The organism is Micromonospora andamanensis, from assembly GCF_016863495.1.
Classification (GTDB): Bacteria; Actinomycetota; Actinomycetes; order Mycobacteriales; family Micromonosporaceae; genus Micromonospora; species Micromonospora andamanensis.
This window is the reverse complement of the sequence record NZ_BOOZ01000034.1, coordinates 41,631-55,962: the sequence shown is the minus strand read 5'-3', so window position 1 is coordinate 55,962 and position 14,332 is coordinate 41,631. Positions and strand designations below refer to the sequence as shown.

The following is a 14,332-nucleotide window of genomic DNA, read 5'->3' as shown; positions in this document are numbered from 1 at the left end:
CATAGACCACTTGCAGGAGCCGCAGCGGCGGCCGGGAGGATCTCCGACGATCGTTCGGACTCATTGGACAGGCTCACGGCCGCTGCTGAAGATGCTTGCCTGGCTGTTCCCGGAGCCCTGACGGATCAGGTCGGTTGAGTGCTCCAGCGGCAGGCTCGCAGCGGCGAGTGCAGTCGCGGTTTGGGAAGATCGCTCCGCCTCAAGGTGGGCAGGCAGTTCGAACGGTGCGCGGAACGGAAAGTACGCCGAGAGGAACTCGCTGAGCATGGCGTGTTGTTGGGGGAGTGAGACCTCGGCCGAGTCGGTGTCATTCAGGCAGAAGGCGTCACGATCACGACGGGTGAGCAGCCTTGCCAGCTGAATCGGCGCGGAGGGATGACCCAGGTCGGCGTAGGAATAGGCGATCGATCCAGGGGCCGCCTTCCCCGACAGGTAGGACCAGTAGTGCTGCAACGACGAGGGGATGGACAGGTCACCCGGGTGCCGGAACTGGTGCTGGGCCGTCGCGAGCACCTCGTCGGTGAGCTCCCGCTCGATGTCTTCCAAGACGCTCTTACGAAGCGGGTACGGCACGTGACGCATCTTCTGCGTGATCGTGCGACCGAACCGTTCCTGGATGTGTCGGCGGTTGTTCTTGCCCGCTGCGGTCACTGGTGCGTCATGGATCGTCGCTGGTCCGACATCGAGCTGGGCCGGCGAGGGGAAGAACTTCGCGAGTCCGTTGGCGTGGAAGAACTTGGTCGGCAGCAGCGGGCGGCCGAAGAACATGTCATCGTTGATGTAGATGAAGTGCTCGCTGAGGCCAGCAATGCGGTGCAATCGTGACTCGATCGCGTGAGAGTTGAAGCTCGGGAGTCGGCCGGTGCCGCCGAATATGTCCCGGTGGGGTACCACCTTGATCATGGGGTGAGCGACATCCAACCAGGGCGGCACCTGATCATCCGTCACAAGATAGATCATCCGGATCCAGGGCAGGAAAGCCACAAGGGAGCGGAGGGAGTAGCGGAGCTCGTCCCGGCTGACATAACGGGAGGCGTTGGCAGCAACATCGCTGATCTCGGAGCCTGGCTGTTGCTCAAGCAGCGCGAGGTTCTTCCGCTGCATCCAGTCGGTGTCGTTGCCGTCCACCCAGGTGTAGACGGCGTCGATCGGAAACGTTATGTGCTCGTACCCCAAGCCCGCGAACTCCGCCCGACTCCGGTAGCGGCCCGGCTCGCCGCGTTCCGGCGCGAGTCGGGTAAGGCGCGAGGTCGGTACGGCGACGGTTTGACCCTGGGCTGGCAGGGAGCTGGCGACCTGGTTTCCACGCGGTGCGACGATCTCAGTGATTGGTCGGTCGTCCGGTGTCGTCACGTGCCAGAACTCGACCTCGCAGGCGAATTCGCTACCGAGGACGGTGACGCTGTCAGGATCTGACACGGAGCTGAACACCTGAACAACCGCGGCACGCTGTTTGGGGGTTGCGCGCTTTCCCGCACCGTTGGTCAGTCGTACTGTGACCTGCGGCTGTTGGGTGAGCTGTTGGAGCGCCCGGAGCGCCTCGCCCTTGCGTGCCAGTGGGACGGCGACCGCACTTTGCAGGTCGTTCTTGTGGCGAACGCAGAAGTAGTCGATGCCCGCCCCGTCGAGCGCGTTGGTCACCAGATCGAGGTTGCGTTGCCACATGGCGAGCGGGGTCGCCTGCTCAGCCACCTCTGCGGCCACCCAGCTACCGCGATCGCGGACCCGGTGTACTCGTCCGACAGGGGTGTGGGCCCGAGGCGGTGCCAGTCTGGTCAACCGCCGGACGAGCCACAGCTGCCGCTGGGGCGGAAGAAGCTGTACGAGTCGGACACGATAGCGCCGAGGCAGGGCCCGGTAGATACGCAGTGCGATCATCGCCGGTCCGCTTCTGGCAGGGCTGAGCCGTGCTGATCGTGTTGCCGGAAAGGTTCAGCAGACAAGCCGAGATCCCCACGTGTATCACTCCGGTCGCGCCGGAGACTCCCCGATTAGTTCGTCGGTCGCGGAGCGGTGTCAGGCTCGGCATGCCGTGGCCGGACGCGCCGGCGCGCGACGTGTGGCAATGTATCAGCCTGGAGATCGTGAGGATACTTGCCGTTCGTCCAGGCGTTGCCGACTGTTCGGCTTATCGGTGATCTTCAACCAATTGGGCGCAGCAGCAGTCGCCGCCCTCCTCCCGCGTGCAATGGCTGGAGCACGCCTTTACAGACGCCGGTGGCCGGCCGCGCCATTGCTGGCTGCGGCCGGCCACCCAGCGTGCTGACGGATCAGTAGTCGTAGTCGGAGTCCGAGTCGTTCGACTCGGTCTTCGATGGCGGGGCTACCGCCTTCGGGGTGCCCTTGGGCAGGCACTCCAGGTTCTTGCTGCCGTCCGGGTTGACCACGAACCAGGTGCCGCCGACGCCCTGGCCCTTCCAGGCGCCCGGCTTCTTGTCACCGATGTAGGTGTAGAGCGGCCAACCGTCGAGGGTGATCTGGCGGGTGCCGTCCTCCCGGGTGATGGTGCCGACGGCGTCGTCGGAGACACCCTTCAGTTCCGGGGCGCCGTCGGTCAGGGCCGGCGGCCACACCTCGGCGCACTGGCCGTCGCAGTTGGACGCCGGCGGGTCGTTGCTGTCGCGGTCAAAGCGGTACAGGATGTATCCGTCCTGGTTGACCACGGCGCTACCCATGCGGGGGAACTTCTTGCCGGTCAGGCTGTCGGTCAGTTCGACACCCTCGGGCAGGGGAGCGTCGGTCTCGGCCTCCGCGCCCGGTGACGCCGAGGCGCCCGGCTCGGCGCTGGCCTCGGGGTCGGCGGTCACGGTGGGCTCGGCCGCGGCGACGGCGACCGGCTCGGCCGCGCCCGCGTCCGCCCCGCCGTAACCCGCGGGAGCGCAGGCCGTAAGTGCGAACATGGCGCCCACGGCGATGACGGTCCGCTTCATCTGTGCCACGTGCCCTCCTCATACTTGACAAGTTCACCGGGAAATACGGGATGGGCGCTGTCAAGGTTGAATCCGAAAGCGTGGGCAAGCTCACAAGAATCGGTTGAACCGTCTGGGCTCTCTGTCCGTGTGAGTCCATATCCCCAGGTCGGTGGCGTTGCCAGTCCGGTGAAACCCGAGGATGACGAAGGCCCGCCTCTCGGTGGAGGCGGGCCTTCGTCGATGCGGATCAGGCCGTGGGGACGGTCACCAGCGTGTCGGTGGCTCCCCGCGAGTCGATTTCCTGCACCTCGAAGTGCTTGATGTCGTCAAGCTTCGTCGACGTGGCCGCCGACAGCGCCAGCAGCTGCGGGTTGGCGTTGGTGCCGTAACCGCCGTCCGGTACCGACCAGGTGGAGACGACCTCGGTGGAGCCGTCCTCGCGGACCACCACCAGGCGGCAGGTACGCGGCCCCGGCAGCTTGCCCAGGCTGAAGTCCATCTTCGTGCCGAAATCCTTCGAGATCAGCCAGAACGTCGCGTCGACTCCGGTGGCCGGGTCGACGACGTCGACCTGCGCACCCTCCTGCTCGTTGCCACCCACGCTCGGGCCGCTGGGGTTGCCGGGGCGGTTGCTCGGCGGGTCCACCGGAGCCGTGGTTGGCCCGGCGATCGGCGGTGCCGTGCTGCTGTCGCTGAGATTGCTGAACACGACACCGGTCAGCCCACCGAAGACCACCACGGCCGCCGCGGTCGCCAGGACCTGCCGGAACCGGGCCCGCCGACGGTGCGTACGCAGCGCCACGAGCGTCCGGTCCAACAGGACCGGATCCGAGTGCGTCTGCTCCAGCGCCGTGATCGACTCCTCGTCGATGTCGGAGAGCATCCCGACCACCGGCACCATCGTTTCCAACTCGCCGGCACAGGCCCAGCAGGTCGCGAGGTGTTCCTCGAACCGCTCCATGTCCTGTTCGTCAAGCACGCCGAGCGCGTACGCGGCGACGTCCATGTGGTCAACCCGGCTCATTCCGTCACCCCCCTCTCCTGCAGAGCTGTGCGCAGCGCGCGCAGCGCGTAGTAGACCCGCGACTTCGCGGTGCCCAGTGGCAGACCGAGTTCCTCGGCCGCCTCCGGCACCGTCCGGCCCCGGAAGTACGTCGCCACCAGGATCTCCCGGTGCGACTGACTCAACGTTCGCAGCGCGTCCGCCACAGTCATCGACCGCAGCACCCGGTCGGTGCTGTCGGCCTCGGCGAACGCGGTCAGGTCCCGGTCGTACGTCTCGGCCGGCCGGGCCTGCTCGCTGCGGTGCTCGTCGATGGCGATGCGGCGGGCCACCGTCACCAGCCACGGCCGTAGCGACCCCTGTCCCTGCGTGCCCAGCCGATGAGCGTTGCGCCAGGCCCGCAGCAGCGTCTCCTGGACGATGTCCTCGGCCCGTTGCCGGTCGCCGCCGGTCAACCGCATCACGAACATCAGCAGCGGCCCGGCGTGTTCCGCGTAGAGCGTGCGGACCAACTGGTCGGAGTGGGCGGCTTCGGTGGTGGAAGCCTGGTGGCGGCCAGGGGTGGGTCGCGGCGTCACCGGGCTATTCTGGCGAGACGCCGCGCGAGAGTCGACCCCACGGGTGGACGTGGTTGGCCGCGACTGGGACCGGGCGGACATCCAGTCCACCCGCACCCGGTCGCCCTGCCAACCGACCGCCAGTGCGTGCATGCAGACCTCCGACGTCCATGGACAGAAAGCCGTCCCCCCACGGGCATGGCTGCTGACTGGTACGGACGGCGGCACCGGACGGATCAACGCCGGACGGAAAAAATCCCCGGCGGAGGTGGCGTCGAGTCGATGGCGTCGGCGTCGTGCACCACTGCGGCGCCACCGGTGAAGCGGTCGAGTTCCGCGTCGGCTAGGACCCGGCCGGGAAACCAGTCACCTGCGGCACGGCGAGCGAGCGCGGCCACCGGCGGATCCTGGCGACCGGCGACGAGCACCAGGTTGCCGTAGCGCCGGCCGCGCAGCACGGCGGCGTCGGCGACCAGACAGGCCCGGGGCAGCACCGTCCGTACGGTGGCCACCTGGCCCCGGGCGTGGCGCAGCGGCGGCCCGTCGGCGACGTTCGCCAGGTACCAGCCCGCCGGGTGCAGCACCCGGGCCGCCTCGGCGGCGTACTCGACGGAGGTGAGCCGGGCCGGTGTCCGGGCACCCGCGAACACGTCGGCGACCACCACGTCGTAGCTGGCCTCGCGGCTGGTGGCGAGGACCGCCCGAGCGTCACCCACGCGTACCTTCAGGCGCGGATCGGCCCGCCACGGCAACGTGCGTCGAACCAGATCGACGAGCGCCCCGTCCACCTCGACCACCCGCTGCGTCGAGCCCGGGCGGGTGGCGGCCACGTACCGGGGCAGGGTCAGCGCACCGCCGCCCAGATGCAGCACCCGCAGCGGGGCACCCTCGGGTGCCACCAGGTCGATCGCGGCGGCCAGCCGACGGACGTACTCGAACTCCAGGTGCGTCGGGTCGGTCAGGTCCACATGCGACTGCGGTGCGCCGTCGAGCAGCAGCGTCCACGAGCCGGACCGGTCCGGATCCGGCACCACCTCGGCGAGGCCCGTGTCGACAGGCTCGCTGATCCGGTCGGTGTCGCGCCGCCGGCCCATCAGCGGTCGGCCCGGGCAGCGGCGTTGCGGGCGGCGACGGTGAGCGCGCGGTGCAGCAGTCGCGCGTCACCCAGCCGGGAACGCAGCAGCCGCTCCAGCCCGGCGATCGGGACCAGGTTCTGCGGGGCCCGGGGATCCTTGTACGGGCTGGAGGCGAACCGGGGCAGGGTGACGAGCGACAGGTCGGCCAACCGCACCGCCTCGGCGATCTCCAGGTCGGCGGAGCACTCCAGCCGGACGATCCCCGCCCACGGCGCGCCCGCCGCCACCGGTAGCCGCAGATACCACGACCAGCCGCCCCAGGCGGTACCGAGCCGGAACACCGGCGAGCGGTGGCCCGGCGGTAGGCCGGTGACCACGGCGGTGAGTCGGGCGTCGAGGTACTGGCTGTGCTGGGTCTTGATGTAGCCGAGCGTGCGGGGCAACTGCCGCCGGTTCCGCAGCGGCCCGTCCACCACCAGCAGGTCGTCGTCGGTACGCGCCGCAGCCGACACCTGCACCTCCAGGGCGGTCAGCGGGCCCTGCACCGCCGCCGGCAGCTTGGCCAGCTCACCGGTGCCGCTGACCCGGTGCACCGGGTAGCGGACGTTGCCGGCCACCACGTCGGTCGCTGACGGGCTGGCGGTGAACAGGCCGCGCTCCACCGTGGCGCCGGCCAGCTGCGCGGCACCGCGATCCAGGTCGCACCGCACCACCCCGGCCGCGTACGAGGCGGCCAGCCCGGGAAACGAGCCGCCGTCCTCCTCGGCCGTCCAGATGCTGGCGTCGATCCGGCGTACCCCGTCGACGAGCAGCACCACGTCGGGTGCCCGGACCCCCGGACGGGGCCCGATGGCTCGCCAGTCCACCACCGGCAGTTCGTGCTCCGCCTCGACCTGCGCGCTGCTCGGCGCGGCCGGGCCGGCCGGCGCCGCCTCGAACGACGCCCCGTAGCCCGGATCCCAGGCATCGACGAAGAACCGGTTCACGTCGGCATCACCGGCCCCGTTCCGCTCACCGGCCGGTCCGTTCCACCCGGGCCGAGCGGGCATCCTTGCGCACCTCGAAACGGACCGGGATGCGCTCGGCCAGCGCCGGCACGTGGGTGACCACGCCGACCATCCGGTCGCCCCGGGCGGCCAGATTTTCCAGCGTGGCGGCGACGGTGTCGAGGGTGGCCGCGTCGAGGGTGCCGAACCCTTCGTCCAGCACTATCGACTCCAGGCTGGCCGCGGTGGTGGACATGCCGGCCAACTGCTCCGACAGGGCCAACGCCAACGCCAGGGACGCCTGGAACGTCTCGCCGCCGGAGAGCGTCCGCACCCCCCGACGCAGCCCGGCGTCGTGGTGGTCGACCACGAAGAACTCGCCCTTGTCGTGGACCAGGTCGTACTGGCCGCCGGAGAGTTCCCGCAGGATCCCCGACGCGCCGTCGACAAGCAGATCCAGCGCCTCGGCCAGCAACCACCGCTCGAAGTTGTTGGCCCGCAGGTGCCCGGCCAACGCCCGCGCCACCTGCGCCTCGCGTTCGTGCCCGGCCCGCTGCTCCCGCAGCGCCCCGGCCTGTTCGCGCCGCTCGGTCAGCCGGCGGCTGTCGGCCTCGGCCCGCTCCACCGCCACTGTCGCGGCGCGGACCGGGTCGTCCGGGGCGGGCAGCCCGGCGTCGGCGAAGATGCCGGCGATGCGGTCCGCCGCCGCGCCGGCCGCCGTCTCGGCCTCGACCACCGCGGTGGCCAGCCCGGCCCGCTCCGACCGGCGGCGCTGCGCCTGATCCTGCGCCCACTCGGCCAACGTGGCCCAGGCGGCGGCCACATCGTCGCGGTCGGTGGCCGGCGGACAGAACCGGGCCACCGCGTCGCGGGCCCCGTCGAAGCGTCGCCACGCCGCCCGGAGCCGCTCCTGCGCCGCCTCCACCGCACCCCGGGCCTGCCGGGCGGCGTCCCGGCCGGCGCGGACCGCCGTGGTCGCCTCGTCCAACCCCTGCCGCAGCCGGGCCAGCTCCGCCAGCCCCGCCCGCAGCGCCTCGGCGGTGGCCGCACCGGCGAGCTGGTCGTCCAGCTCGGCCAGGCGGGCCCGGAGCCCGTCATGTTCGGTGCGGGCACGCAGCAGCACCCGCTCCAGGTCCCGCGCGGCAGCGTCCCGCTCGGCGACGACCTTCCGGGCCGCCTCGCTCGCCGCGCGGGCCGCCTTGCCGGCCGCCACCGCCCTGGACACCGCCGAGCCGGCGGGAATAGCCGGCACCCGGGCCACCGTCTGCTCGCAGACCGGGCAGGAGTCCCCGTCGGCCAGGTGCGCCCGCAACGCCGTCGCCTGGTCGGCGGTCTTCGCCTCCTCGTGCGCCTGGAACGCCGCCGCCAGCTCCGCCTCGGCACGCTCGGCCGCCGCCTGCGCCCCGGTCAGCGCCCGCACCGCCGCGTCGTGCTCGACACCGGCCGCCTCCATCCCGACCCGCACCCGCTCCGCCTGGTCGGAGAGCTGCTCCCGGTCGGCGTAGGCCCGCAGCAGCATCCGCAGGGCGCTCTCGTCGCCGGCGGCGGTCAACTCGCCGCGCAGCTTCTCCTCGCGTTCCTCGGCGAGCGACACGGCAGCCGCCGCCGCGTCGGCCTCGGCCCGCGCCGCCACCACCGCCCGGGCGATCTCGGTGACGCCGTCCGGCGCGCGAACCTCGTCCAACGCGGCCAGCTCGGCGTCGAGGGTGGCCAGCGCCGCGTTGGCCTCCCGCACCGTCGTGCGCGCCGCCTCCAGTTCCGGTACGGCGGCGGTCACCGCCCCGGCCAGCTCCCGCATCCGGTCGACCTGACCGGCGGCCTGCTCCAGTGCGGCGTCGTCGACGTCGGCCAGCCCGGCCAGCAGTTGGTCGACCGCCTCCAGCTTCGCCTCCGCCTGCCCGGCCCGGGTGGTGGCCCGCTGCTGCACCTGCTCGTACACGCCGAGACCGAGCAGGTTGACCAGGATCTGTTGCCGGGTGGCCGGGCGGGCGTGCAGGAAGTCGGCGAACTGGCCCTGCGGCAGCACCACGCAGCTGGTGAACTGTTCGTACGGCAGGCCGACAGCGGCCAGCACGGCGGCGTCCATCTCCGCCGGGGTGCCGGCCACCACCTCGCCCAGATCGTCCGGACTGAGCCCGGTGTCCAGCTTCGTGACGTCGAATCCGTCAGGCATCAGCTGCAACCCGGCACCTGCGGTCTTGACGTTGCCCCGGCTGTCCCGGCGCACCACCCGGGTGGCGACGTAGCGGGCCCCGCCGGACTCGAAGACCAGCCGGACCCGCGCCTCGGTGGCCGACGGGGCGAGCGCGTTGCCCAGCCCTCGGGTGCCACCCCACCGGGGCACCGTGCCGTAGAGCGCGAAACAGATCGCGTCGAGCACCGTGGACTTGCCCGAACCTGTCGGCCCGACCAGGGCGAAGAAGTCGGCGTCGGTGAAGTCGATTGTGGTCTCGTCGCGGAAGACGGTGAAGCCCGCCAGGTCCAGCCGCATCGGCCGCATCAGTGGTCGACCTCCTCGATCAGCTCGTCGAAGAGTTCCCGGACCCCGTCGTCGGCATGCCCCCGGCTGTCCAGGTAGTCGGCGAACAACTGCCGGGGCGAACGACCGGACCGTTGGGCCACCCGGGTGCCGCTGCCCGGTGCCGGCACCAGCTCCGGATCGATCCGGATCTCCAGGGCCCGGGGAAGCAGCTGCTGCACCTCCTCGCGCAGGCCGGCGCGGGGCTGCTCGCGTACGTACACCCGCAGCCAACCCTCGGGTGGAGTGATCTCGGCGAGCTGGGCGAGGGTGCCGCGTACGGTGCGCAACGCGGTCGCCGCGGTCACCGGTTCCTCGCGGATCCGCGCCGCCGTCGTCGCGGTGACCTCGACCAGGGTCACCGCCGGGACGTTCTCCTGCTCGCCGAAGTCGACGGCGAGCGGGGCGCCGCTGTAGCGGATGGGGCATGGCCCCTGCACCCGCTGGGCGCGGTGCAGGTGCCCGAGCGCCACGTAGTGCGCGGTGCCGGGGAAGACCGAGGCGGGTACCGCGTAACCCATGATGGTGTGCGCGTCCCGCTCCCCGCCGCCGGTGGCCGCGCCGACCACTGTGAGATGGGCGGTGACCAGGTGCACCCGGTCCGGCTCGTCGAAACCCTCGGTCAGCCGGCCGATGATGCGGCCCAGATGGTCGGCGTACGTCTGGGTGGTCTCGGCGGCGGTCAGTTCGTACATCTCCACCGCGCGTACCGCGTACCGCTGGGACAGGAACGGCAGCGCGGCCAATCGCCAGCGCTCCCCGTCGGCGGTGGTGCCGTCGATGACGTGCTCGGCCGGATCCTCCCGTACGCCGCCGCGCAGGGTGATGCCGGCGGCCTCGGCCCACGGGCGCAGCGCGTCCAGGGCCGGGCCGTTGTCATGGTTGCCGCCGATCGCCACCACGTCCGCGCCGGTGCGGCGCAGCGCGGTCAACGCCCGGGTGACCAGACGGGTCGCCTCCGGGGTCGGTGCCGCCGTGTCGTAGAGGTCGCCGGCGATGATGACCAGGTCGGGCTGTTCCCGATGAGCGATCTCGATGACCCCGGCCAGCACCTGCTTGTGCTCCTCGGCCCGCGACTGCCCCTTGAGGACCTTGCCCACGTGCCAGTCGGAGGTGTGCAGGATCTTCATTGATCAAGCCTCTGCGCTAGAACGGGATGTCGTCGTCGGTGCCGCCACCGGAGCCGACCACCGCGAACGGGTCGGCGGACTGGGTGATCGAGCGCAGGGTCTGCGACGGCGCGGCTCCCGCCTCGGACACCCGGGTGGCCCAGGCGGGGAACGGGAACTCCAGACAGAGCGGCACCGGGATGTCCGGCTGGTTGACGAACATCGTGCCCGGCTTGGCCAGCAGCGCGCGTTGCCGCTGGGCCGGTGGGAGGAAACCGTACTCCGGGCGGGACGCCTCGGCCGGGTCGAGCCGGCCCACCACCCGGATGGCCGAGTTGGTGACGATGCGGCGCTCCACCTCGCTTGCGGTCTGCTGCGCGCCGATCAGGATCACCCCGAGCGAACGGCCCCGCTCGGCGATGTCGAGCAGCACCTCCTTGATCGGGGAGGACCCCTCGCGGGGGGCGTACTTGTTCAACTCGTCGAGCACCACGAACAGCAGCGGCCGGGCGGTGCCGGACTTCTCCTTGCGCTCGAACTCGGTCTTGAGCGTCACACCCACCACGAAACGCTGCGCCCGGTCCGGCAGGTTGTGCAGGTCGACCACTGTGACCTGGGCGGACTCGGCGGTGTTGATGCTGTGCGGGCGGCGGGTGGCCAGGTCGCCACGGATCAGCCGGGACAGGTCCTTCTTGCTGCCGATCAGCCGGCGGGCGAACGCGTTCACCGTGCCCAGACCGACCGCGCTGCCCGCCCAGTCGGCGCGCGTCTCGTCGTCGCTGAGCTGCTCGACGATGTGGTCGACAAGGTCGCCGTAGCTGCCCAGGCGGACGCCGTCGATGCTGACCCCACCGTCGGCGGGCTGGGCGTAGCGGGCCAGGTGGGCGGCGACGGAGTGGACCACCATCGTGTACTGCTGCCGTTCGTCGTCGGCGTCGGCGAAGACGTACGGCAGCAGGCGGTCGGCGCAGAACTCGGTGAGCGTCCAGTAGAAGCTGTCCACGCCGGTGAGCCGGCTGCTCACGTCCGGCGTGCCCGAGGAGTCACCGACCCGGGGCGGGGCGTAGACCCGTACGTCGGGGAAGGCGTCCGCGACCAGGCCGAGCCGGGCGTACGCGGCCCGGGTCGGATCGTCGAGCCGGGCGTTCGGATGGTCGAGGAAGAGCAGGTCCTCGCCCTTCACATTGAAGATCAGCGCCTTGGCGTTCACCGCGTCGCCGCCGAGCTGGCCGCTGCGGAACACCGAGTAGAGAAGAAAGGTGGCGAAGCTGGTCTTGGTGGCGACCCCGGAGATGCCGGAGATCGACACGTGCGCGCCCCGGCTGCCGTCGAGGAAGTCGGCGTTCAGATAGACAGGCACCCCGTCGCGGCCGGTGCCCATCGGGATCCGCCGTTCCATCCGGTCGAAGTGCAGCGCCCGGGCCCTGGCGTCGCCCTCCGCCCGGTGCACCACGGCCCCCGGCTGCGGCGGCACGTAGAACTCCGGGTCGACCCGGGTGGTGGTGATCTCGGCGGCCTCCTGCACCATCGCCGGCAGCGTGCCGTCGGCGATGGCGAAGACGTCGGAGTCGAACTGCGCGCCCTCGTGCCGCGCCCGGACCTGGGTGACCACCCCGGCGATTGTCACCGGCTCCCGGTCGGGCAGCTCCCGTCGGGTGACCACCACGTCGTCGAGCTGGAGATAGCTGCCCGGGGCGACAGCCGTCCAGAACTGCAGGGGAGTGGCGTCGGCGGTGCCCAGCACCCGGCCCACCCCCTCGCCTGGGCCGTCAAACCCCTGGTCGGTCATCAAGCAACTCCGCTCGGCTGGTCGTCGCGGTCGGCACACACGCCCTGCATCCTGCCGGAGGAGTACGACAGGCCGCCACGCGACGCGGCGCAGGCCACGTAACGACACAGTGCCGAACGCGCACCGCTACCGAGTTCTGACGCCGGGTGGCCGCCGTCTGGTCGGAACGGCACCGCGTCGCGCCGATCCGGGGGATCCTGCGAGGTGACGAGGACGGAGGGGCAGTGGCGGAGAGGCACAGGCTGGGCTGGCTGCTGGTGCTTGCCGCGGTACCCGCGGCAGTGGAGGCGGCGGTGCTGGTGGCCGTCGGCCTCCAGTCCGCCCGGCCGCTCGCGCCGCAGGTCACCGCCGTCTGGCCGTACGACTCCTACCACGACCTGCGCTGGCTGCTGGTCTACCACGACTCCTGGTCCAGCTTTCTGCTCGGGCTGCTGGCCGTGGTGGTGCTGCGCGGGCTGCTCTCCGCCGGCCTGACCGCTCTGGCGTGGCCGACAGGCGTGCCCCGACCGTCGTGGCGCTGGTTGCTCCGCAGGAACATCGAGGTCGCCGCGCTCGCCGCGGTGATCATCTCGCCGTGGGCGGCACTGTCTGTGGCGTTCTCCGTGGTGGCGCTCTCCTGGTACCTGCTCGCCTCGCTGCTGCCGATGCTGCTCGTCTCGCCGTTCCTGCAACGGGCCGGGGTGGCGGCGCACTGGTGGCGGGGGCTGCCGTCGCTGGCGCTGCTCGGCTGGTCATCGCTGAACTTCGTCGTGCTCACCCTGGCCGGTGCCCTGATCGCGGCCACCCCCGGCTGGGCGGACGTGCTGCTCGCCGGGCTCGCCGGCCTGGTCAACGGGTTGCTGTGGCGGCAGACCGTACACGCCGCGGTGCAGCCGGCCCGGATCCGGTGGGCCCGGGTACCTGTGGCGCCGCTGATGATCCTCGTCGTGGTGTTCGCCTCGGTGGCCGCGCAGGGCGCGATAGGTCTCGCGGTGGGCGGTCACCGGCAGTGGGATCCGCCGGTGGTCACCCAGCGGCTGCCGGACCGGGTGCGGCACACGGTGATCGTCCTGGCCGGGCACGACTCCAGCTGGGACGGCACCCCACCTGCCGACCCCCGGGTGGTGCGTTACTCCTACCTGGGCCTCGACGACCAGCGCCGGCCCCGGCCGTACGGGCCGCACGCCACCCACCGGACGTTGGGCTCCAGCGCGGCGCTGCTGGCCGAGCAGATCGACGAGGTGCACCGGCGGACCCGACGGCCGGTGGCGCTCGTCGGACAGAGCGAGGGCGCGATGGTGATCAGCACCTATCTGGAGACGTTGCCGCAGGGGTCGCCTGTCGACACCGCGCTGCTGTTCAGCCCGCTGATCCGCCCCGGGCGGGCCTACTACCCGCCGCCCGGGCACTCCGGCTGGGGGGTGGCCGCCGGGTGGGAGCTGCGGCTGCTCTTCGGCGCCTCGAACCTGTTCCGTGAGGTCGACAGCAACCCCGACGAGCCCTTCGTCCGCTCGGTCCTCGCCGAGGCGCCCTTCTACCGCAACCGCACGCTCTGCCCCGTCGCCGGGGTCCGTATGATCGCCTTCTTGCCGACGGTGAGCGCGGTGGAGGCGCCTCCCGGCGAGTACAGCGGTATCCCGGTCTACAAGGAGCCCGCCTTCCACGGCGGACTGCTCGGCCGGCACACTGTGCAGGACCGGCTCGTCGACTTCATCGCCGGTGACCAGGTCGAGCAGGCGCGCGACGAGTACGACCTGCTGCAACGGACGGGTGCGGCCTGGCAGGCACCGGAACTGCTGCTGTCGCTGAACCCGATCTGGTCGACGAACCGGGAGGCGGACCCGGCCCGCACCGGCCGGATCTGCGAGGGCCGCTGAGCTACGGCCCGGCCGGGCGTTCCCGGCGGTGCCGGAGCAGCAGCCGCAGCGCTGTCGCGTACAGCGCCACCGCGAGCACCGCCCGGACCGGCAGGTACGGCAGCACGACGACGGCTGTGACGATCCCGGCGACGGCGCAACCGACGCCGACCAGCCGCCAGCGCCGCCGGCCGGTCAGCACCGCCAACCCGGCCAGCAGCGCGGCACTGCCGACGGCCAGGTGCACCCAGGCCCACCCGGTGATGTCGAGGTGGTGACTGCCCTCCGCCGTGATGACCACGTAGGGATCGGTCACCGTGTTGCCGTACGCCACGATCACGTCGACCAGACCGGCGCCGGCCAGCAGGCTGCCGGCAAGCCACGGCCGCGCCGCCCGCGTATCCGCATCTGCCCGCAGTTCGACCACCTCGTACGCCACGGCCCGGCCCTCCGGCAGCCGCCGACACCGGTCCACGGTAGTGAGCTGACCTGCGGTTTCGTGGTCTTTCGGGCAACTCGCGGTGACCGCCGGAGGGCCGCGGCGGAT

The 14,332-nt window shown here is 71.6% G+C and carries 11 protein-coding genes; 1 reads left to right on the top strand and 10 read right to left on the bottom strand.

Going from position 1 to position 14,332, the window contains the following annotated elements; genetic code table 11:
- Positions 1-60: 60 nt before the first annotated feature.
- The 9 genes from Van01_RS23915 to Van01_RS23875 all read right to left on the bottom strand — a co-directional run bounded on the left by Van01_RS23915 (position 61) and on the right by Van01_RS23875 (position 11,950).
- Complete coding sequence (locus Van01_RS23915) at positions 61-1,704, bottom strand: stealth family protein (RefSeq protein WP_239093350.1); 1,644 nt, start codon at positions 1,702-1,704, stop codon at positions 61-63.
- Positions 1,705-2,270: 566 nt separating this feature from the next.
- Entirely contained in the window at positions 2,271-2,939 is a 669-nt protein-coding gene (locus Van01_RS23910; protein ID WP_373306288.1) for a COG4315 family predicted lipoprotein, read from the bottom strand.
- A gap of 220 nt (positions 2,940-3,159) precedes the next feature.
- A complete protein-coding gene (locus tag Van01_RS23905; protein ID WP_204011786.1) occupies positions 3,160-3,936 on the bottom strand; it encodes an anti-sigma factor family protein in 777 nt (258 codons plus the stop codon).
- Positions 3,933-4,625 carry a sigma-70 family RNA polymerase sigma factor gene (locus tag Van01_RS23900; RefSeq protein WP_099846938.1) on the bottom strand — a complete coding sequence of 231 codons (693 nt, stop codon included), beginning with the start codon at positions 4,623-4,625 and terminating at the stop codon, positions 3,933-3,935. The genes Van01_RS23905 and Van01_RS23900 overlap by 4 nt, the downstream gene beginning before the upstream one ends.
- A gap of 83 nt (positions 4,626-4,708) precedes the next feature.
- Positions 4,709-5,566: a spermidine synthase gene (locus Van01_RS23895; protein WP_204011785.1), complete on the bottom strand. Its 858-nt coding sequence runs from the start codon at positions 5,564-5,566 to the stop codon at positions 4,709-4,711.
- A complete protein-coding gene (locus tag Van01_RS23890; protein WP_204011890.1) occupies positions 5,566-6,534 on the bottom strand; it encodes a hypothetical protein in 969 nt (322 codons plus the stop codon). Before Van01_RS23890 ends, Van01_RS23895 begins: the two co-directional genes overlap by 1 nt.
- Positions 6,535-6,559: 25 nt before the next feature.
- On the bottom strand, positions 6,560-9,034 hold the full coding sequence (locus tag Van01_RS23885; protein WP_204011784.1) for an AAA family ATPase: 2,475 nt from the start codon (positions 9,032-9,034) through the stop codon (positions 6,560-6,562).
- Positions 9,034-10,182: an exonuclease SbcCD subunit D gene (locus tag Van01_RS23880; protein WP_204011783.1), complete on the bottom strand. Its 1,149-nt coding sequence runs from the start codon at positions 10,180-10,182 to the stop codon at positions 9,034-9,036. The genes Van01_RS23885 and Van01_RS23880 overlap by 1 nt, the downstream gene beginning before the upstream one ends.
- Before the next feature lie 16 nt (positions 10,183-10,198).
- Positions 10,199-11,950 carry an ATP-binding protein gene (locus Van01_RS23875; RefSeq protein ID WP_204011781.1) on the bottom strand — a complete coding sequence of 584 codons (1,752 nt, stop codon included), beginning with the start codon at positions 11,948-11,950 and terminating at the stop codon, positions 10,199-10,201.
- Positions 11,951-12,174: 224 nt separating this feature from the next.
- Between Van01_RS23875 and Van01_RS23870 the strand changes: the two genes are divergently transcribed.
- On the top strand, positions 12,175-13,806 hold the full coding sequence (locus Van01_RS23870; RefSeq protein WP_204011779.1) for a hypothetical protein: 1,632 nt from the start codon (positions 12,175-12,177) through the stop codon (positions 13,804-13,806).
- Position 13,807: 1 nt separating this feature from the next.
- Here Van01_RS23870 and Van01_RS23865 read toward each other — a convergent pair whose 3' ends face one another.
- The gene (locus Van01_RS23865) at positions 13,808-14,260 is read right to left on the bottom strand and encodes a DUF7144 family membrane protein (RefSeq protein WP_204011777.1); all 453 of its coding nucleotides are present in this window, start codon (positions 14,258-14,260) and stop codon (positions 13,808-13,810) included.
- Between the last annotated feature and the right edge of the window lie 72 nt (positions 14,261-14,332).